This is a genomic window from Embleya sp. NPDC059213, from assembly GCF_042754445.1.
Classification (GTDB): Bacteria; Actinomycetota; Actinomycetes; order Streptomycetales; family Streptomycetaceae; genus Embleya.
Genome location: NZ_JBHZAV010000034.1, coordinates 49,589 through 69,224, shown reverse-complemented (window position 1 = coordinate 69,224; position 19,636 = coordinate 49,589). Strand labels below are relative to the sequence as shown.

General features: G+C 68.9%; 15 protein-coding genes. 9 read left to right on the top strand and 6 right to left on the bottom strand.

The window, feature by feature from the left end:
• From kdpB to kdpF, 3 genes are all read right to left on the bottom strand, one after another.
• Positions 1–1,600: potassium-transporting ATPase subunit KdpB (kdpB, locus tag ACFXMF_RS15665; protein ID WP_380020659.1), on the bottom strand; the 1,600-nt coding region annotated here is incomplete at its 3' end.
• Positions 1,601–1,676: 76 nt separating this feature from the next.
• Entirely contained in the window at positions 1,677–3,341 is a 1,665-nt protein-coding gene (kdpA, locus tag ACFXMF_RS15660; RefSeq protein WP_379991469.1) for a potassium-transporting ATPase subunit KdpA, read from the bottom strand.
• Positions 3,341–3,430, bottom strand: coding sequence for a K(+)-transporting ATPase subunit F (kdpF, locus tag ACFXMF_RS15655; protein WP_379991468.1), 90 nt, complete (start codon positions 3,428–3,430; stop codon positions 3,341–3,343). The genes kdpA and kdpF overlap by 1 nt, the downstream gene beginning before the upstream one ends.
• A 428-nt stretch (positions 3,431–3,858) precedes the next feature.
• Here kdpF and ACFXMF_RS15650 point away from each other — a divergent pair, with 428 nt between their 5' ends.
• On the top strand, positions 3,859–4,155 hold the full coding sequence (locus tag ACFXMF_RS15650) for a DUF4118 domain-containing protein (RefSeq protein WP_379991467.1): 297 nt from the start codon (positions 3,859–3,861) through the stop codon (positions 4,153–4,155).
• 389 nt (positions 4,156–4,544) lie between these two features.
• Here ACFXMF_RS15650 and ACFXMF_RS15645 read toward each other — a convergent pair whose 3' ends face one another.
• Positions 4,545–5,108, bottom strand: a complete 564-nt coding sequence (locus ACFXMF_RS15645; protein ID WP_379991466.1) for a hypothetical protein — start codon at positions 5,106–5,108, stop codon at positions 4,545–4,547.
• A 425-nt stretch (positions 5,109–5,533) separates the two neighbouring features.
• On the opposite strand from ACFXMF_RS15645, the gene ACFXMF_RS15640 reads away from it, so the two are divergent.
• Positions 5,534–6,391 carry a hypothetical protein gene (locus ACFXMF_RS15640; protein WP_379991465.1) on the top strand — a complete coding sequence of 286 codons (858 nt, stop codon included), beginning with the start codon at positions 5,534–5,536 and terminating at the stop codon, positions 6,389–6,391.
• A 290-nt stretch (positions 6,392–6,681) separates the two neighbouring features.
• Complete coding sequence (locus tag ACFXMF_RS15635) at positions 6,682–7,572, top strand: Scr1 family TA system antitoxin-like transcriptional regulator (protein ID WP_379991464.1); 891 nt, start codon at positions 6,682–6,684, stop codon at positions 7,570–7,572.
• On the opposite strand, the gene ACFXMF_RS15630 is transcribed toward ACFXMF_RS15635, so the two are convergent.
• Complete coding sequence (locus ACFXMF_RS15630; RefSeq protein ID WP_380020657.1) at positions 7,557–8,360, bottom strand: DUF6879 family protein; 804 nt, start codon at positions 8,358–8,360, stop codon at positions 7,557–7,559. The genes ACFXMF_RS15635 and ACFXMF_RS15630 overlap by 16 nt on opposite strands.
• A 352-nt stretch (positions 8,361–8,712) precedes the next feature.
• Here ACFXMF_RS15630 and fxlM point away from each other — a divergent pair, with 352 nt between their 5' ends.
• From fxlM to ACFXMF_RS15600, 6 genes are all read left to right on the top strand, one after another.
• Positions 8,713–9,984 (top strand): methyltransferase, FxLD system, encoded by a 1,272-nt coding sequence (fxlM, locus tag ACFXMF_RS15625; protein ID WP_379990720.1) that lies wholly within the window; start codon positions 8,713–8,715, stop codon positions 9,982–9,984.
• The gene (locus tag ACFXMF_RS15620) at positions 9,981–10,217 is read left to right on the top strand and encodes an FxLD family lanthipeptide (RefSeq protein ID WP_379990719.1); all 237 of its coding nucleotides are present in this window, start codon (positions 9,981–9,983) and stop codon (positions 10,215–10,217) included. The genes fxlM and ACFXMF_RS15620 overlap by 4 nt, the downstream gene beginning before the upstream one ends.
• Positions 10,218–10,337: 120 nt before the next feature.
• Positions 10,338–13,337, top strand: coding sequence for a lantibiotic dehydratase (locus ACFXMF_RS15615; RefSeq protein WP_379990717.1), 3,000 nt, complete (start codon positions 10,338–10,340; stop codon positions 13,335–13,337).
• A complete protein-coding gene (locus ACFXMF_RS15610) occupies positions 13,334–14,566 on the top strand; it encodes a lanthionine synthetase C family protein (protein WP_379990716.1) in 1,233 nt (410 codons plus the stop codon). Before ACFXMF_RS15615 ends, ACFXMF_RS15610 begins: the two co-directional genes overlap by 4 nt.
• Positions 14,548–16,593 carry a thiopeptide-type bacteriocin biosynthesis protein gene (locus ACFXMF_RS15605; protein WP_379990715.1) on the top strand — a complete coding sequence of 682 codons (2,046 nt, stop codon included), beginning with the start codon at positions 14,548–14,550 and terminating at the stop codon, positions 16,591–16,593. Before ACFXMF_RS15610 ends, ACFXMF_RS15605 begins: the two co-directional genes overlap by 19 nt.
• A 390-nt stretch (positions 16,594–16,983) precedes the next feature.
• Positions 16,984–18,006 carry a hypothetical protein gene (locus ACFXMF_RS15600; RefSeq protein ID WP_379990713.1) on the top strand — a complete coding sequence of 341 codons (1,023 nt, stop codon included), beginning with the start codon at positions 16,984–16,986 and terminating at the stop codon, positions 18,004–18,006.
• A 344-nt stretch (positions 18,007–18,350) separates the two neighbouring features.
• Here ACFXMF_RS15600 and ACFXMF_RS15595 read toward each other — a convergent pair whose 3' ends face one another.
• The gene (locus tag ACFXMF_RS15595) at positions 18,351–19,232 is read right to left on the bottom strand and encodes a DUF4231 domain-containing protein (RefSeq protein WP_379990712.1); all 882 of its coding nucleotides are present in this window, start codon (positions 19,230–19,232) and stop codon (positions 18,351–18,353) included.
• Positions 19,233–19,636: the final 404 nt, after the last annotated feature.

The window sequence follows — 19,636 nt, the reverse complement described above, 5'->3', positions numbered from 1 at the left end:
CGACCAGCCTGCCGCCCGCCTGCTCGCGCCGGATCAGGGCCATCTTGTCCTCGGGGGTGGCCTCGGCGAGGAAGTCGTCGACGCCGGCCTCGTCCGCGATCGCCTTCGCGGTCAGCGGGTTGTCGCCGGTGATCATCACGGTCCGAATCCCCATCCGGCGCAGTTCGTCGAACCGCTCCCGCATGCCCTCCTTGACCACGTCCTTGAGGTGGATCACGCCCAGAATCCGAGCACCACCCGCGTCCTCGACCGCGACCAGCAGCGGCGTACCGCCCGCAGCCGAGATGCCGTCGACCAGCTCGCCCGACCGGGCCGGAACGGTGCCGCCCCGTTCGGACACCCACGCGTTGATCGCCGACGCGGCACCCTTGCGCACCCGCCGGACGACGCCGTCCTGCGTCAGGTCGACCCCGGACATGCGGCTCTGGGCACTGAAGGCGACCCACTCCGCATGCCCGAGTTCGCCCTGCTGCCGCTCGCGCAGCCCGTAACGCTCCTTGGCGAGCACCACGATCGAGCGGCCTTCGGGCGTCTCGTCCGCGAGCGAGGAAAGTTGCGCGGCGTCGGCGAGTACGTCCTCGAACAGGTGGTCGACGGCTACGAACTCGGACGCCTGGCGATTGCCGAGGGTGATCGTGCCGGTCTTGTCCAGCAGCAGCGTCGACACGTCGCCCGCCGCCTCCACCGCGCGCCCCGACATCGCGAGCACGTTGCGCTGCACCAGTCGGTCCATGCCGGCGATGCCGATCGCCGACAACAGTGCCCCGATGGTCGTGGGGATCAGGCAGACCAGCAGCGCGACCAGGATGATCAGCGACTGCTCGGCGTGCGAGTACACGGCCAGGGGTTGGAGGCTGACCACCGCGAACAGGAAGACGATGGTCAACGACGCGAGCAGGATGTTGAGCGCGATCTCGTTCGGCGTCTTCTGCCGGGCGGCGCCCTCGACCAGGGCGATCATCCGGTCGATGAAGGTCTCACCGGGCTTGGTGGTGATCTTGACGACGATCCGGTCCGACAGCACCTTCGTACCGCCGGTCACCGCGGACCGGTCGCCGCCCGACTCGCGGATCACCGGCGCGGACTCGCCGGTGATCGCCGACTCGTCCACACTCGCGACCCCCTCGACCACGTCGCCGTCGCCGGGGATGACGTCGCCGGCCTCGCACACCACGAGGTCGTCGATCCGCAACCGAGCCCCGGGTACCGCCTCCTCGGATCCGTCGGCGGCCAGTCGTCGGGCGACGGTGTCACTCTTGGCCGCACGCAGCGTGTCGGCCTGCGCCTTGCCGCGCCCCTCGGCGACGGCCTCGGCCAGGTTGGCGAAGACGACCGTGAGCCACAGCCACACCGTGACGACCCACGCGAACGTGGTCGAGTCCTTGATCGCCAGGACCGTGGTCAGCACCGAGCCGATCTCGACCACGAACATCACCGGCGAGTGCGCCATGAAGCGCGGATCCAGCTTGCGCAGCGCGTCCGGCAGGGACTTCAACAGCGCCTGCGGGTCGAAGAGGCCCGCAGCCACCCGCGACGGCCCGACGCCCGAGCCGGGCCCGGCGGAACGCGGGTCGTGCGGGGCTTGCGTCACCGACGACATGGGCGGCAACCCTCCTCGGTGGTCAGGTGATCGTCCCGCCCCGAAGGGGTGCGCGGTCGTACGGATCGACGGCCGCTCACGTCAGGCCGTCCGCGAGCGGGCCGAGCGAGAGCGCGGGGAAGAAGGTCAGGCCCGCGACGATGAGGATCACCCCCACGAGCGTGCCCACGAACAGGGGGCGGTGGGTCTTGAGGGTGCCCACCGACACGGGCACGGTTCCCTGCGCGGCCAGCTTTCCGGCCAGGGCCAGCGCGAGGGTCATCGGCACGAACCGGCCCACGAGCATCGCGATCCCGATCCACACGTTGTAGTACTCGGTGTTCGCCGAGAGCCCGGCGAACGCGCTGCCATTGTTGTTGGCACCCGACGTGAACGCGTACAGCACTTCGGAAAGGCCGTGCGGCGAATCCGAGTTCAGGATCGCCGCCCGCTCGCCGGGCAGCGCGAGGGTGAGGCCCGTCAGGGTCAGGATGGTGGCGGGTACGACCAGGATGTACATCGCGACGAGCTTCATCTCGCCGGCGCCGATCTTCTTGCCCAGATACTCGGGCGTGCGGCCGACCATCAGGCCCGCCACGAAAACCGCGACGATGGCCATGATCAGAATCCCGTACAAGCCCGAGCCGACTCCGCCCGGCGTGATCTCGCCGAGCATCATGCCCAGCATCGTGATGCCGCCGCCCAGTCCCGTGAACGAGGAGTGGAACGAGTCGACCGCGCCGGTGGAGGTCATCGTGGTCGATACCGCGAAGACCGACGATCCCGGAATGCCGAACCGCTGCTCCTTGCCCTCCATGGACCCACCTGCGAGTTGCGGCGCGGTGCCGTGCCCGTGCGCCTCGGTCCACCACATCAGGCACACGGCCACGAACCAGATGGCGAACATCGCGCCGAGGATCGCGTAGCCCTGCCTGACGTTGCCGACCAACTTGCCGAACGTGCGGGGCATCGAGAACGGGATGACCAGGATCAGGAAGATCTCGAACAGGTTGGTGAACGCGTTGGGATTCTCGAACGGGTGCGCCGAGTTCGCGTTGAAGAAACCGCCGCCGTTGGTGCCCAGTTCCTTGATGACCTCCTGCGAGGCCACCGGACCGCCGGGGATCGTCTGCGATCCGCCCGACAGGGTGGTGACGGTGTGCGGGTCGGCCAGGTTCTGGAGCGTGCCGGACGCGACGAGCACGATCGTGCCGACGACGGCGATCGGGAGCAGGATGCGTACGGTGCCGCGCACCAGGTCCACCCAGAAGTTGCCGATCTCCCCCGAACGGGTCCGCGTGAATCCCCGCACGAGCGCGATCGCGACGGCCATGCCCACGGCGGCGGAGACGAAGTTCTGCACGGTCAGGCCGGCCATCTGGGCGAGGTGCCCCAGCGCCGCCTCGCCCGAGTACGACTGCCAGTTCGTGTTGGTGGTGAACGACACCGCGGTGTTGAACGCCTGATCGGCCGGCATCGCCTGCATGCCCAGGTCCCACGGCAGGTGTTCCTGGAGTCGCAGCAGCCCGTACAGCCCCAGCACCGAGAACAGCGAGAACGCCAGGATGCTGCGCAGATACATGCCCCAGTGCTGCTCGGTGTCCGGGTTCACCCCGACCAGGCGGTAGATCCACCGCTCGCCGCGCAGATGTCGAGGGCTGCTGTAGACGTGGGCCATGTAGTCGCCGAACGGGCGGTGCAGGGCGGCGAGCACCACGATCAGCATGGTGAGTTGCAGGACTCCCCCGAGGGTGGTGCCCATCAGAACTTCTCGGGGAAGAGCAGCGCGAACACCAGGTAGGCAAGCAGAACGATCGCCACGGACAGACCGACGATGCTTTCGGCACTCATGGCGCAACCCTCGATTCGGGGAAGAAATGCGCAACGAAGGGAGCGGGGGCGGAGAAGAGCGCGGCTTCCCGGGGCATCAGAGCTTCGCCACCCCCCGCGCGATGAGAGTCACCAGAGCGAAGAAGGCAACGGTCGCGAGAACGAACACCAAGTCGGCCACGTTTGACTCCTCGTCGGATGCGGCAGGAGCGACTCTCAAATTCCTCGCTCTTCAGCCATCCGGGCGAACCTTGACACGCCTTTGATGGCACCCGATTCGACCTTGTCGCGGCCTTGACGCCGCGTCGCGACGACCATCCGGGTGGGTGGACATATCCCGAGGCCCAACGGGCATTCCACCGCATAGTTGGATACTCGGGTCGGTCCATACGGGGGATCGACGACCGACCTTGCCAACGGACCATGTGGCTTCGTGCAGGTGCCTCGTGATGCCTGGCTATCCGAATCGGGACCGCGTGGCCCTGGTGGCGGCCGTGCTTGTGCCGGTGGCGGTCGCGGGAGTGCCGGCATCGTTCCGAAAACACTTCGCGAGCGCGAACGTGGCTCTGTGCATGGTGGTCGTCGTGGTCGCGGTGGCCGCGAACGGCCATCGGCTCGCCGGGGCGCTCGCCGCCCTTTCGGCCACGGTGTGGTTCGACTTCTTCTTCACCCGGCCGTACGAGAGCTTCACCATCACCCGGTCAGCCGACGTCCAGATGGCGGTCCTTTGCTGCTCGTCGGACTGACCGTTTCGCAGATCGCCGCCCGGGCCCGGCAGTTGCAGGTCGTCGCCATCACCGACGCGGATCACCTCGCCCGTATCCGCGACACCGCGGAGGCGGCCCGCTCGTCGGCGTCGCCCGACGCCGTGGTCGACGCGGTCAAGGCCCACCTGGTCACCCTGCTGGATCTGCGCGCCTGTCGATTCGAGTACGGCAGGCTGATGGGCCGCCCGCCGCGCCTGGAGCAGGACGGCTCGGTGTCGTCGGGCCGCGTACCTGGGACGTCGAGCGACGTGGTCTTCCGGCCGAGGAGATCGAACTGCGGGTGTATCGAGGCGGCCACTTCCACGGCCGCTTCATGCTCGACGCCGAGCCGGGGGCCGCCCCCTCCCTTCAGGCCCGGCTGGTGGCGGTCACCCTCGCCGACCAGGTCGGCACCGCGTTCGCACAAGCCGCACGCTGACCGTCGTCACCGACGCGCGGGCAGCGTCCCGCTTTCGGTCGGTGTGGCCGATCCCGATGGGGGCAACGGAGGTCGCGGCAGGATCGACGGCTGCTCCGGGGCACAAGCCGTTCGATGCGCCCGCTCCGGCAGCCGGAGCGGTAGTGGGAGCGAAGCGCACGGATCGGGCGTCACGGCGGAACAGCCGCCGTGCGGACGGCTCGCCAGTGCGGTATTGCGCCAGTCGCGGGCGAATCCCCGCCCACACCAGCACGGCGGCGACCAAGGCCAGGAACGCGGCTGCCGGGCCACGTCCGGCCAAGCCGTCCAGGCCGGCGTCCGTCGCGGAGTCCATGTGGGCGCGGTTGATCGCCGTCACCGCGTCCAGTGCCTTGGTGAGACGGTCGAAGGACCAGTTGGAGGCGTTCTCCCGATAGCTGGTGGTGAAATCGATGGCGTCCCGGATATCGCCCCGGGCGACCATGATCCGCATCTGCCGGTCGTACAGCCGGTATTCGGCCCACCAGCGCAGCATCTCCTCGGCCGCCGACCGCGAAGCCCGGCAACCCGGTGACACTCACCCGCAGCGCCTCAGCGTCGCGATCCAAGTCCACCCCGCCGAACGTGGCCGCCTGCCGTGACTTCACGGCAAACGCCCGTTCGGTGTCCGCCGCGCGGGCACGGTCGACCAGGATGCGGCTCTCGTCGGCCAATAGAACAGCGGAGGGCCCGTGCCGCGTGGGGCCCTCCGGGTCGTTGATACCAAGGCCACCCGCGCTCCACCATGCAGAGCATCCTGGGCACGCTCACCGCGATACTCGCCGTCCCGAAGCATCCGCCGGACGCCGAGGGCACGTACACCCCCCGCCTGGTGCTCAAGGACCGCGCCCACGAGCAAGTCACCGCCCCATGGATCCCCGGCCCACCGGACCGCCGTGGCGGTTGTGGGAGGAGGTCGGAGTGGACGCGGCTGCCCGGCAGGGCGTGTACGCGCCGGTGTACTCCGTCTCGTTCGGCGCGCGGAACAGGATCGTCATCGCCCCCGGCGACTCCCGATCCATGGCCCTGATCCCCGAGAAGTGCGAGGGCTACTGCATGGGTGTGGACGGCCGGGCAGGCCCCAACCTGGCGTGCGAGGGGTGCGGGCGGGCCGTGGCGACCCGCTTGGACGACTGCGGAATGTGGCAGACGGTGTGGATGGAGCCCGACGCGGTCGTACGCCGCCCCTCGGGGCTCCCCGCCGGTCCGCCTCCCGACTGGGAGGACCTGGAGCGCGTCGAGCACCGCGTCCCACCCGTCGAACCCGACGGGTCGTGGAGCCGCCGCTGGGAGGCGGCGGTCGGGGTCGCGTCGGCTCACCTCGTGGCAGCCACCAAGAACCGCCCGGTGATCCTCCCCGCCGGCAGTGTCGCCGAGTTGCTCGGCCACGCCGTCGGCCGCTACCTCCCGGGCGGGCAACCCGATGCCCGGTCCGTGGGGTTGGCCGGCCCGGGGATCCACACGCCCCGACCTCGTCCCGACGTCCTCCTCGTCCCCCGCCATCCCCTCACCGGCGCGCCTTGGCGCCCGCCCGGCGACGAGGGCGCCGTGGTGCCGCTGGACAGCGGGGTCTGGGCGTATCTCGCCCACCCGGGCGAGACCTCACCGATGCCCGCGACCGGGGTGCTCCCCGAAGGCGTCCTGCGCGACGACTACCCTCTGCCGTCGCGCCCCTGGTACCCGCTGAGGCCCCACCACCACGCCTTCGAATACACCCTGGCCGGGCTACCCGCCATACGTGCCCCCCGACTGCGCAGGTATCACGACGCGTTCCGCTAGGTGTTCCCGGTTCGGATCACGCGCCGACGGCTTGCCCCGGCAGCGACGAGGTCGTCGTCGGTTTCAGGGAGTCTCCGTTCGAGTTCCTGCCGGTCGTGTCGGAGTCGGGTGAGCCGGCCGTTCGGTTCCCGGTTTCGGGCGGTCGGTTCATCGATTCGTTTCGTGAGGTCCGTGGCTTGTGGCCGGTCGATGTCAACCGAGCCGGCGCCGCAGAGCGTCCTCGAGGTCGCCGCCGCAACTGCGGAGTCGTTGGTTGCGAACACCGGCGCCGGCGGCATGATGGCGGGATCATGCTCTCTTCTCCGTCGTCATCGGCCCGGGCGGCCCGTGAGCTGTTGGGTGGTCGGCTGCGCGTGCTGCGGGAGGGAAGTGGCCTTTCCGGGCGGGCGTTTGCCGAGAGGGTCGGGTGGCGGACGTCTTCGCCGGTGTCGATGATCGAGAGGGGGCGGCGGACGATCACACCGCGCCATGTGGAGTTGTGGTGTTCGGTGTGCGGGGCCGACGGCGCGTTGCGCCGGGCGTTGCTTGCCGAGCAGGCCGCGGTGGCCGGGATGTGGGTTACGTACGCACAACTGAACGAGGGCGGTTTGGCGGCGGCGCAGAAGTCGATCCGGCGTTTGTACGAGGAGCTTCGTCTGGCGCGTTCGTATCAGCCCAAGGTGATGCCAGGGATGCTGCAAACGCGGGAGTACACCACGGCGGCGTTGAACGGAGTGCTCCTCGAACAGCGGATCGACAGCGCGGCGCCGGAGGCCGAGGTCGAGGCGGCCGTGGCGGAGCGAATGGACCGTCAGAGATTGTTGGCGCGGGCGGACGCGCGTTGGTACTTCCTGTTGGAGGAACCGGTTCTGTCGTATCGGCCGTACGCGCGGGACCTGCATCGACGGCAGTTGCTGCACCTGCTGGAGCTGCGGCAGCGGCCGAACGTGTTCCTTGGGATCATTCCGGCCGGGTCCGACCGGCGTGGTGTGCACCCGGAGGAGGCATTCGACATCACCGACGCGCACCTGGTAACGGTCGAGTTGGTGTCGGGCTATCTGTCGGTGACCCGGCCGGAGGAAGTCGTCCTGTACACGGATCTGTGGGACCGCCTGTGGTCGTTGGCGGTGACCGGCACGGCTGCGGTCGCGCTGATTCGCGGCGCGTTGGATCGTCTGGGTGGGGGTCAGGTCGGGATGTAGTCCGCGTGGCGGATGCCGCGTTCCCACAGCATCTCGAACATGCCGACCACGGGCAGTACGTGTCGGGGGTCGGCGATGTACTCCATGCGGTTGGTGTCGACGCCGTTGCCGTCGGTGAAGTTGTAGGCGACGAGTCGCTGGTCCCACATGAAGAAGTCCGCGACGGGGTGGGGCAGGTCGAACGCGAGGTGGCGGGGCAGCCACCGCAGTTCCTCGCCGGCTGCGATGTTGCCGTGGCTGATGGCGTGTTCCCACCGGATGTAGTCGCTGACCGGTTCCGAGACGATCCGCAGCCGCCGGAACCGTACCCCGCGTTCGACGGCGGGCCGGACCAAGTCGATCCAGGCGTCCCAGTCGTAGGAGGCGTCGCCGTCTTGTTGCCATTTGTGGAACGCGGGGTCGTTGGGGTCGTAGGTGTCACGGGCCTCCAGGTGCACGACGGATCGCGTCGTGGAGGCCAGGAGGTCCTCGAAGGCCGGTTCGCCGGGGCCGTGTCGGTCGGTGTTCTCGGGGCCGGTGAGGGCCTCGAGGAGGGCGGGCCGCAGGTTCGCCGGGGTCCAGATCGCGACCTCGTCGTCCGCGATCGCCGTGTGTTCGGCGATCGCGGCAAGCGCGCCGGGGTCGGTGACCCTGCGGCCGACCTGGAGCAGGTCGCCGGTGCCGGGGATCACCAGGACGGCGGGGCACTTGTTGGCGGGTGACTTTTCGTCGATGCCGACGAAGATCGGGGTGATCGACGGGGGTTGGTCGGCGTCGGACGGGTGTTCACGTCCGGGTTCGTTGCTCATCGCACGCTCCTCAACCGACGGCAGGTCTCGTGCACGAAGGACAGGGGCCGCGCATTCTCGGTCCGGTCCGGGCCGCTCGCACGAGTGTGAATCCGTGTGAACTTTCTGGACGACCCGACACCGGTGGGCGTAGTCCTGTCTGCGTGACGTCCGACAACCGTACCGAGCGAGGCATCGGCGATTGGGCGTTTTCGGATTCGCACCACTGACGCCGTGTCCCCGAGTCCTGGGATCCCGAGGCGGCCGGCAAGGCTGGTCCGTCACAGGTTCGCCGTGGGCGGCGACGCGCGCACAGCCCTCCTCGACACGCCGACGACAAGGACGCTCAGTGACCGGTACGACCACCGAACACATGAATGTCGACGCTTTGCGCGATGCCGCCATCGAGGAGCTGCGCTCTGCCGAGACCATCACCTCGCCGCGGGTGGAGGCGGCGTTTCGCGCGGTGCCACGGCATCGGTTCATCCCCGAGGCGAACCCCGAAGTGGCCTGGGACCCCTACACGGCGGTGGTAACCAAGCGCGACGAGGATGACAACGCGGTCAGCTCCGTGTCCGACATGCACGTCCAGTCCTACATGCTCGACCGGGCCCGCATCGAGCCGGGCATGAACGTGCTGGAGATCGGCTCGGGCGGCTACAACGCGGCATTGCTCGCGGAACTGGTGGGCCCCGATGGGCGGGTGACGACGGTCGACATCGACCCCTGGGTCACCGAGCGGGCCGACCGTCTGTTGGCGGAGAACGGATATGCCTCAAGGGTGAAGGTCGTGCTCGCGGACGCAGAGGCCGGGGTGCCCTACGGCGCGCCGTACGACCGGATCCTGGTGACGGTCGGCAGTTGGGACATTCCGCCGGCGTGGGTCGAGCAGCTCGCCGACGACGGACTGTTGCTCGTCCCACTGCGCATGCTCGGTCTCCCCCGCACGATCGTGTTCGCCAAGGACCCAGAGGTCCCCGGTGGTCTGACGAGCGTCGCGTCGAAGCTGTTCGGCTTCGTACCGATGCGGGGCGAGGGCGGACACCAGGCCCAACTCGTCGTCCTGGACAGCGGCGGAGTCCGTCTGCGCTTCGATGACGAGTACAACGCGCTGCAACCCGAAAAGCTGCAGGCCGCGGTGGGCACGGACTCAGTCGAGGTGTGGAGCGGAGCCGTGATCGGCACCCAGGAACTCCTCGACACGGCCCAGATGTGGATGGCCACCACCCAACCCGGGTTCTGCTGGCTGTCCATCGACCCCCAGCAGCCCGGCAAGGTGACCCTGCCGGGCACACGCACCTCCGCGATGGCCGTCGTCGACGGCGGCAACCTCGCCTACATCGTCACCCGCACCGCGGCCGACGACGCCGAGTACGTGGAGTTCGGTGTCCGAGCCCACGGACCTCGCGCGCACGAACTCGCCGAGCGGATCACCGAGCAGTTGCGGGTGTGGAGCCACGACCACCGGGGCGGACCAGGTGCGCACTACCGGGTTCTCCCGGCATCAACCCCCGCCCCGACAGACCCGGATGGGCGGGTCGTCCGCAAGCGACACACCCTGGTGTCCATCTCCTGGCCCCGGCCGACGGACGCTCGCCGGGGCTGGAACACGCCATCCACGACAGCGAAGGAGAATCACACATGACGCACGACGACCACCCCCTCGGTGGCCTGGCCCTCGTCGATCCGCCACTGCCCACGGATCACCGGGATGTGAGGCCCGACGAATACGACCCGGACGAGTTCCTGCTCGACGTCCGGCTCCTCGTGACGCTCGCGCCGCTCGCCGAAACGGCCTGCCCGACCGACGACGGCTGCGGCAACACCTGTGCCGGTAACGCGAGTTCCTGCACGTCGTCCATGAACGCCCTTTCCTGACCGCCGCACACCGGGCGCCCTCCACCCACCACCGGTGCGGGGCGCCCGGACTGCAGCCGGAATCGGAGGCCACGGATGTCCGCTTCGCGTCCGACCTACCATTGGCCCGGAATCGGGCTCATGCGCGCCACCACCGCCCCGGAATCCCGCGTCGTTCCGGACGACCTGGACCCGGCCGATCCGGACCTGCCCCGACGGGGTCTGCTCTGGCTCACGAACCTTCGGCAGGACCCCCGGGTCCGAGCCGCGTTCGCCGCCGCAAGCCCGGACCTCCTCGACGCCCTGGACGCCCTCGAAGCGGGTGAGGCCGACGGGCGCCGCATTCTCCGCCTGGTCGCCGGTACCAGCCGCTATCTACTGCGCTGGCAACACCGGGCAACACCGTTCGCCCTGTTCGCAGGCGTCGGCTCCGTTCACCGCGCACCCACTACGAAGGTCCGCTGGGGAGACGACCACCGCATCGTCCGCCGCCCTGACCCCGAATGGCTGGGCGAGATGGTCGACCGTCTCCACGCCTGCGCCGAATTGATGGAACGCCTGACCGTGGCAGCGAATACGGCTGCCGTCCACCGCGGCACCCGTCTCGTCGTCCCTGCCCCGCCGGCCGGGGCGGGCACCGATGCGGGAACGGCCGCGATCGAGGTGTCCGTGCGTGCCGGACGACCCGTAGCGGTTGCGATGAAGGCCGCGCAGACCCCCGTGACGTTCGCGGAACTCGTGAAGGTCCTCACCGGTGCCTTCCCGACGGCGCCCGCCGACCGGATCCGCACCATGGTGTCCGACCTCGTCGCGCAGCACTTCCTGATGAGTGCCCTGCACCCCCCGATGGCCACGGACGACCCACTGGGCCACGTCTGTGCGGTTCTGCACGACATCGCCGCTCACGACATCCCCGCCGCGGCCGAACATACGCATGCCCTGACATCCCTGCATCGCGAACTCCGAACCCCGCAAGCGTTCCCCCGCGCCGCCTCGGTCCTCGCCCCGCCCTGCACAGCGCCGATCCCCCTCACCCGCGACACAGTCCTGGACGCTCACCTCGATCTTCCGGTCCAGGTGGCGGAGGAGGCCGCCAAGGCCGCCGCCGTTCTGTGCCGCCTGTCCCCCTACCCACTGGGCACCGCGTCCTGGCGCGACCACCACGCGCGGTTCGTCGCCCAGTACGGCACCGGGCTGGCCGTACCCGTCCTGGACGTCGTCTCGGACGCCGGGCCCGGTTACCCGGCCGGATATCTCGGCTCGGGGCGACGCAACCCTCTGCGGGTGTGGACCGCGCGTGACGAGAGACTCCTGGCGCTGGTCCAAGAAGCACTTCTCGAAGGCGACGAACTCGTTCTGACCGACGCCACGGTGGACGAACTGGCCGATGATCGAGACGCCTTCCCGCCATGGCCCGACCGCGTCGAAATCGGTCTGCACATCCACGCCGCGTCGACCGCTGACATCGACCGGAAGCGGTTCATGCTGTCCATCGCCGGAACGCCCCGGGCCGGAAGCAGCATGATCGGCCGGCATGCACACCTACTGCCGAAGGACTCCCGAGCCCGACTCGCGGCGACGTACCAGGCCGCCGATCCGGACACGATCGCGGCCCAACTGTCCTTCCCGCCCCGTCTCCGCCGCAACGCATCCCTCGCCGCAAGCACTCCGTCTCTGGGGCACCTCGTCTCGCTCGCCGAACACCCACCGGCCCACAGTGGTGAGGCGGCGCCCCGGCCGATCTCGGTAAGCGAACTCGCCGTGTCGGCGGACGCGGACCGGTTTCATCTCCTGCACACGCCATCCGGGCGGCGCGTCAAAATCCGTGTCGCGCACGCGCTCGAAGCCACCACCCACATTCCTCCGCTGGCCCGGTTTCTCTCGGAAATCTCCACGGCGCGAGGAACCCTGTACACCGCCTTCGACTTCGGGGCGGCTTCCCGCCTGCCCCGCCTGCCTCGTGTGCGGTACCGCCGCACGATCCTCGCCCCCGCCCGTTGGCTCCTGCCCACCCGCGCGCTGCCTGCTCCGTCGGTCTCCGCGGACGTGTGGCAGAAAGCCCTGGCCGAGTGGCGACGGCGATGGTCGGTGCCCGCACGGGTCGCCCTCGTCGAACACGATCGACGCCTGCCGCTGGACCTGAGCCTGCCCCTGCACCGGCACATCCTGCGGACTCGACTCAATCGCGCACGCCGGCTCGAACTACACGAGAACAACACCGACGACCGCTGGTTCGGACGCGCCCACCAGATCCTCCTGCCCCTCACGCTGTCCACGCAGCCGACCACCTCTTCTCCCCGACCGACCCCGCCGCAAGCCGGCACCCGGCCACTCAAGACAACAGCGGTCTTGTCCTCGCGGTTGTCGGCTCATCCGGATCGCTGGGACGAAATCCTCATCGAGCACTTGCCCCGACTGTTGAACGCCTTCCGCACAGCGCCCTTGTGGTGGTTCCAGCGGCACGAAAACCTGCGTTACCCCGACCGCATCGGCCACCTCCTTCTCCACTTCCACCTGCCCTCCGGCGACGATCACGGCCTCGCGAGCACGCGGCTGACCGCGTGGGCCTCCGACCTCGTCGAGCAAAACCTGGCGAACGCCCTGAGCGTGGAGGCGTTCCGCCCACGCTCAGGTCAGTACGGGCACGGCCCCGCTCTGCAGGCCGCGCACACGGTCTTCGCGTCCGATTCCCAAGCGGCACTCGCCCAGATCGACCTTGCCACCCGCACCGGTATACCTCCGCTCGCGCTGACCGCCACGAGCATGATCGATCTGGCCATCGCGTTCGCCGGCGCACCCGAACGAGCCGCACGCATTCTCGTGGACGAACTACCCCGCGCCCGAGGCGGACTCGACACCACCCTGCGCAACCACACCCTGCGGCTGACCGACCGCACCTTCGTCCCCCGCGCCATCACCGAACTCCCACGCTGCGACACGGTGATCGAAGCTTGGCGACAACGAGCCCGAGACCTCGACGCCTACAGAAGAGCCCTTGAGACCGAACGCGACCCGATGTCGGTGCTGACCGTGCTCCTGCACAACCACCACCGCCGCACCTGCGGCTCTGCAAATGAGCAAACCACCCTGCGCCTCGCGCGGGCCTGCGCGCTCCGCGACCTGCATGCGAAGCCCCGATGACCGAAGCATCGACCTCACCACCGGTGCCGCCGGCCGCAAGCGCATGCCTGGCACGTCTTCCCCGCCCAGGCGCGTCCGCCTCCGAGCCGCCATGGCGGGCACACTCCCTCGCCGGCGGCGACATCGGGATCGCACTCGCCCACGTCGAACGTGCCCGCCACGGCGCTGATTCGTGGCACCAAGCGCGCCGATGGATCGAGCAGGCGTGCGCGGCGCCCGTCGGTTGCGGCCCCGACACCGGCTTGTTTCAGGGGCTGCCGGCGATCGTTTTCGTTCTCCACGCCACCGGTCGCCAACCACACGCGCTCGCCGACACCCACGTCGCACTCGGCTGCCTGGCCCACGACCTCGCCCAGGCCACTCACGCTCGTATCGCTGCCGGTCGGCCGGCCATCTTCCGCGAATACGACGTCTTCTTCGGCCTCGCCGGAATCGGCGCGCTGCTGCTACGTCTGGCCCCCCACGGCGGCGCGATGGAGCACGTCCTCACCGCTGTCGTCGCGCTCACGCGCCCCAGGCGCATCGACGAGTCACCACTGCCCGGCTGGTGGGTCGAGCACGACCCCCACCGCCGACAGTCGCCACAATTCCCCGGCGGACACGCGAACCTCGGCATAGCCCATGGCATCACCGGCCCGCTCGCCTTGCTCGCCCTCGCCGCGCGTAACGGAACCACGGTCGACGGCCAGACCGAAGCCATCGACACCATCCTCGAATTCCTCGATACCTGGCGACAGGACGGACCGAACGGCGCCTGGTGGCCACAGTGGATCAGCCGCTCCGAACTCACCGCCAAGCGACCGGCCCAAACCGCGCCCGGTCGGCCCAGTTGGTGCTACGGCACCCCCGGCATCGCCCGAGCCGGACAGCTCGCCGCCATCGCCATCGGCGACACACACGCCCAAGGCACCTACGAGGATGCCCTCGTCGCCTGCCTCTCCGCCCCCGTCCAACAAGCTCTCCTCACCGACGCGGGACTGTGCCACGGTGCCGCCGGAGTCCACCAGACCGCCTGGCACGCGGCCCGCGACGCCCTCAACCCGGACCTGGCCACCCACCTACCCGCAGCGGCCCACCGCCTCCGCGAACTCGCGAGCCGACCCCACGCCCACGGACCGGGCTTCCTGGAAGGCGACGCCGGAACCCTCCTCGCCCTCCACACCACAACCCTCGACCTCACCGACCCACCACCCGCCTCCGGATGGGACGCATGCCTGCTCCTGACCTGAACGCCGACCCCACCGGCACACCCGACTGGCTCCAGGTCCAACTGCACTTCACCGACTGGGAGTCGGCCGCGACTGTCGCCACGACGCATCTGCTCCCCGTGCTGCAGACCGCGACCGCCGGCGGCGGCACGTGGTGGTTCATCCGCAAGCACCCCCACTGGCGAGTGCGACTGAATCTCGGTACACGCGACCGGACCGAGCGGCATGCCCAGGTCGCGCAGGCCCTCGACGGCCTCACCGACGACGGGATCCTTCGCGGCTGGTCCACCGGCCACTACGAACCCGAAACCACCGCATTCGGCGGCCCCGAAGCCATGGAAGCCGCACACACCCTCTTCGCCGCGGACAGCCGAGCCATCCTGTGCCCCGTCCCCGACCTCCCGCTCGGTCCACGAGAACTGTCGATGCTGTGCTGCGGCACTCTCGTCCGTGGAGCCCGGCTGGAGCCGTACGAGATCGGCGACGTGTGGGCCAGGGTCACACACGACCGGCCGCTGCCTCCCAGTGTCGCGCCCGCACACCTCGACGCCGTCGTCACGGCAGTACAAACAATCCTGCGAACCGATCCGGCCCCCGACGGCAACGCCTTCGGCGACGGTGGTCTCCTGGCATCCTCTCGCGGCCGAGCCGAGGCATTCCACGCCTGCGGGAGCCTCCTGGCGCATCTCGCCCGCGGTGGAGGACTACAACGTGGACTGAGAACGATCCTCGCCTACCACGTGCTCTTCCACTGGAACCGAGTCGGGCTCTCCACCGGCCAACAAATCCTCCTCGCCCACGCGGCCCGGCACGCCATCCTCGGCCCACCGGTACCGGCCGACTCCACTCCCAGCCGGCGCAAGAACCCCCCACGACGAGCGGCCCCGAAAATCGACGTCGGCCACGCCTCAAGGCACTTCCCCCTGCTTCCTCCAACCCGCCCGCGCTGCCCACCGCTGCCGGAGCGCATGCAAACCGTCCGCGACCACGCCCACGCGGCCACCGCATCCGACCACCCCGACGAACGCGTCGACCGGGCCTGCAGCGCCTGGAACCTCGCCGCTCTCATCGCCGCAGACGGCGGCCTCCCCGGCCTGGCCGCAGACCTGTCCCACCAACAATTCGAACTGCTGTGCACGGCCTGGCCGTTGCCCCCACGAATCGCCATAGCCGCGCTTCAGCCACTGATCAACCTCGCCCGCCTCCACGGACGCGGCAACCGCCCCGAAGTCATGTACCGCCTACTCACCGACATCGAGCACGGCTTGGACCACGACGACGCCCCACCGATCCACGACACCACCATCACCCTGGACGGACTCACCGCCCCGCACGACATCGAACAGGTCCGCTCCTGGTACCGGACCGTCCTGCTCCGAGACGGCACCCGAGCCTTGGCCGCCACAGCCGAATGGACCCGCGCCGCGGCCCACGCGGCCCTCCACGACCCTCTGCCCGAACGCCTCCAAGCGGCCAGGCAGACACGGATCATCGCTCTCGCCACCGCAGGCAACCACACCGACGCCCTCGCGGTTCTCGACAACACCGACCCTGCCGATCACGATGCCCCGATCGCCGTCGCCCTCCGCACCATCGTCAACGCAGCGGCTGGGCGCCCGCACCACGACGGACTCACGGAACTCATCGCCCGGCTCTCGGACACCACGGCCGGCACGGGAGACGAGTCGGGTGAAGCCACGCTGCACCACGTCCGCCTCGCTCACATCGCGGACGATCTCGGAGCGGGGCCGAACCGGATGGCCCCCTTGTGGGCACACCTCGTCCGCCGAATCCTCGAAACCTCCGAGGCTTACGCCGCACAGGAAGCCCTCACCGCGCGCACCTGCCAAGCGACCCTCACGCCGACGCACGCCACCGCGCTCGACAACCTCGTCAGCCACGCCGGGATCGGCGGCCCACCCCTCCGGACCCTGCACGCCGTCGCCGCCCTGACCAGCCCCTTGAAGACCGCCACTGCTGCCTTGATGGGCCACGGGACCTCCTGGAGGGTGTCCGAGAAGGGTTGTTCAGGGGAGGCAACTTGGTAGTCGCCTCCCCGAGGGATGCGGATCATGGTCGGGCACACGCGCTGTGTACGGGGCGAATCCGACCGACGTGGAAGGGGAGGTTCTCGCCCCTCTTGTGCCGCCACCGAAGCCGGGAGGTCGACCGCCCAAGCGCCCCCGGCGCGTGTGAATATTCTGGATATCCCACGTCGGCGACACGGGTGTCGACCATGCGCGTCCTCCGAGGAAACATCTCCACGACGACCTGAACACTCCGTCGTGACATCGGGAAGCCGGCATCGGAACAATGCATGACAACAGGCAGTTGCGTGTGAGGCAAGCATTTCGATGGGCTGGGGGGACATGCCGAGCGAGATTGCGATATGGCGGCTGGACGAGGGAGAACGACCACAGCGCCTGCGGTCGTCAACGATGCCCCTGGAGCGCGATCTCGAGGATGTGATCGAAGCCGAACCGGACGTTTTCGGGGAGCCCGTCCTGCTGATCGGGCGTCAGGTACCCACCTCCCATGGAGGGTTCGTCGATCTCCTCGCGGTCGATGGCGAGGGCAGTCTGCGCGTCCTGGAGTTGAAGCGCGACCGAGGAGCGCGGGAGGTGATCGCCCAGGCGCTGGACTACGCGTCATGGGCGACGACGCTCTCCCACACGCAGATCCTGAAACTGTTCGCCGACTACCGCGGCGGCGACACGACGTTCGAGGCCGCGTTCGAAGAACGGTTCGGCACCTCCGCGCCCGAGGAGTTGAACGCGGCACATCGGGTGACGATCGTGGCAGCGCGGCTGGACAAGGCCACCGAGCGCATCGTGGGATACCTCGCGGACCTCGGCGTTCCGGTCAACGCCGTCTCCTTCCACTATTACGAGGACGACGACCGCCGCTACCTCGCACGAACCTGGCTACGGGACGAAGCCAAATCCGCACCCACCGCCCGTGTGGGTAGGTCCTCGACGCGCGAGCCATGGAACGGTGTCGACTGGTATTCGGCGCTGGGCGAGGAAGGCGGCACCCGGTCATGGGACGACGCCCGCCGGTTCGGGTTCATCTCAGCCGGCGGCGGCAAGTGGTATTCGCAGGGGCTGCGCCGACCGCAGCCGGGGCAACGGATCAACCTCCACATCCCGAAGCTCGGGTACGTGGGCATCGGCGAGGTATGCGGTGAGCCGACGGCGTTCGCCGAGGCCGTCCTCGGGGACGGGACAGTGCGCCTGGCCGAACAGCAACTCGTGGGGAGGTACCGCCACCCCGGCGACGAGAACGACCCCGATGTCGCCGAGTACGTACTGCCGGTGCGCTGGCTCAAGACGGTCGACCGCGCCGATGCTGTGTGGGCCAAGGGAATGTTCGCCCTCCAGCTTCCCATCTGCCGGCTCAACAACGCTGCCACGCTCACGATCCTGGACGCCAGGTTCTTCCCGGAACACGTCACACCATGACCGGGCAGGCTGTCGAAGCGCATCGACGCGGTAATTTGCCCGATGTGCATGCGCTTCTCACCCTTGCCCGACGGTACTCCGCGCGATGAAGCCCTTACGCGTGAGTTCGCCGCGCTCTTCCGACAATGCCGGTCGCCTTCTGCTGCGGCTTTCCATAAGTCGGGTTCGGGTGGCTTTTCCGACCCGCCTCGGGCGGTCTCCACGGGAGGAGCAGAGGATTCCCATCGGGATATCGCTCAGGTATTCACCGTCGGCAGACCCACTCCGGCCGCCGGAGGCGGCAGAGCCAAACCTGCTCCTTGCCGACGGACGGCACCGGTCCGACCGAGGCTTGCGGTCGGGATTCACACTGCCGGCCCCGACGGGGCCGGTTGGTCGGCCGGCTGGTCGAGCTGCTGCTGTCGGCGACGTTGTTCGCTGCGCAATCCCTCTACACGGTGAGTGAAGTGGGCGAGCGCCGCGTTGTCCTGGTCGGGTCCGAATTGACGATACTCGCCGACGCCGAGCGTGAACGTGTTGAACTCTTCCTCGATAGCGTCGGCTGTCTGTTGGAGGAAGTAGCTACGCTCGCGGTACTTGTAGTAGCCGGTGAATGCCGCCGCCAGCGTGATGGCGAAGCCGATGCCCACGATAGTGAGGTTCTGCCATGTGAGCTCTTTGCCCGTCTCCAACGCGGCCACCGTGGTGGTTGCTGCGGATCCGACCATGATCAGCGACTGCAGACCGTTGTGGACACGACGGTACTTGCGACTATCGGACTGGTAATGCTCGATGATGCCGGGGACGTCTTCGCGATACAGCCGCCGCCGAAAGTCCAACGCTGGGTGGACGGCGGCCCCGAGCGTGCGCAGTGCCTCCCGGTTCGTGCGAAGCACGTCCTCGACCGAGGAGCGGTCCATCAACCGGCGGCTCTGTAGCGTTGTAGCGAGCGCAGCCACGGCCGACGCCGCCATCAGCGCCGCGCAGACGATATCGGCCTTGATGTACCGGCCGCGATCCCCCCAGACTGTCACGGTCCAGACAAAGCCGATGGTGGAGGCAGTGATCGTGACCCACATGGCCGTCCATCGCACTCGGGCGATGAATCTCCAGCGTGCGAGGTCTTCTTCACTTTCGGCAACGGTTCGGCGCACTTGGTAGAGCGTTGTGTGTGCGTCCGCGTTGACGTGTGCATCGGCGGCTTGAAGACGGCTCGCCGCGTCGTCGTCGTCGAGACTTCGGGCCATGCCCGTTCGTCGTCCTTTCCCGTCCAGGACAGCGGATGCAAGCCTCCGTGAGGCGCGCTGTGTTCCTGCTCCTACGTCGCGGTGGCAGCCACGCTGCTGCCCAGCGTATAGACCGGGCAAGAGGCCGGCAGCAAAATCGGGCTCAGGGGCCCTCCCAAGCGGCCATCCTTCGGGCCAGGCGAATCAACGATCGACCGGGCGTCCTTCCTGCCCGGAATACCCCGCCATCTCGTAGCATTCGCGCTGGACCGAACACCATGTCCAGAGTGTGGCCGCCCCTGAACGAGCGGCAGTTGAACGTCCTGAACTGGACCGCTGTCGGGTGCCCCGACGGCGTCTGGGAGGACTCCACATACAAGACCGTCGCGATCGCGCTGCAGAACCGGCACCTGGCAGTCGTCACC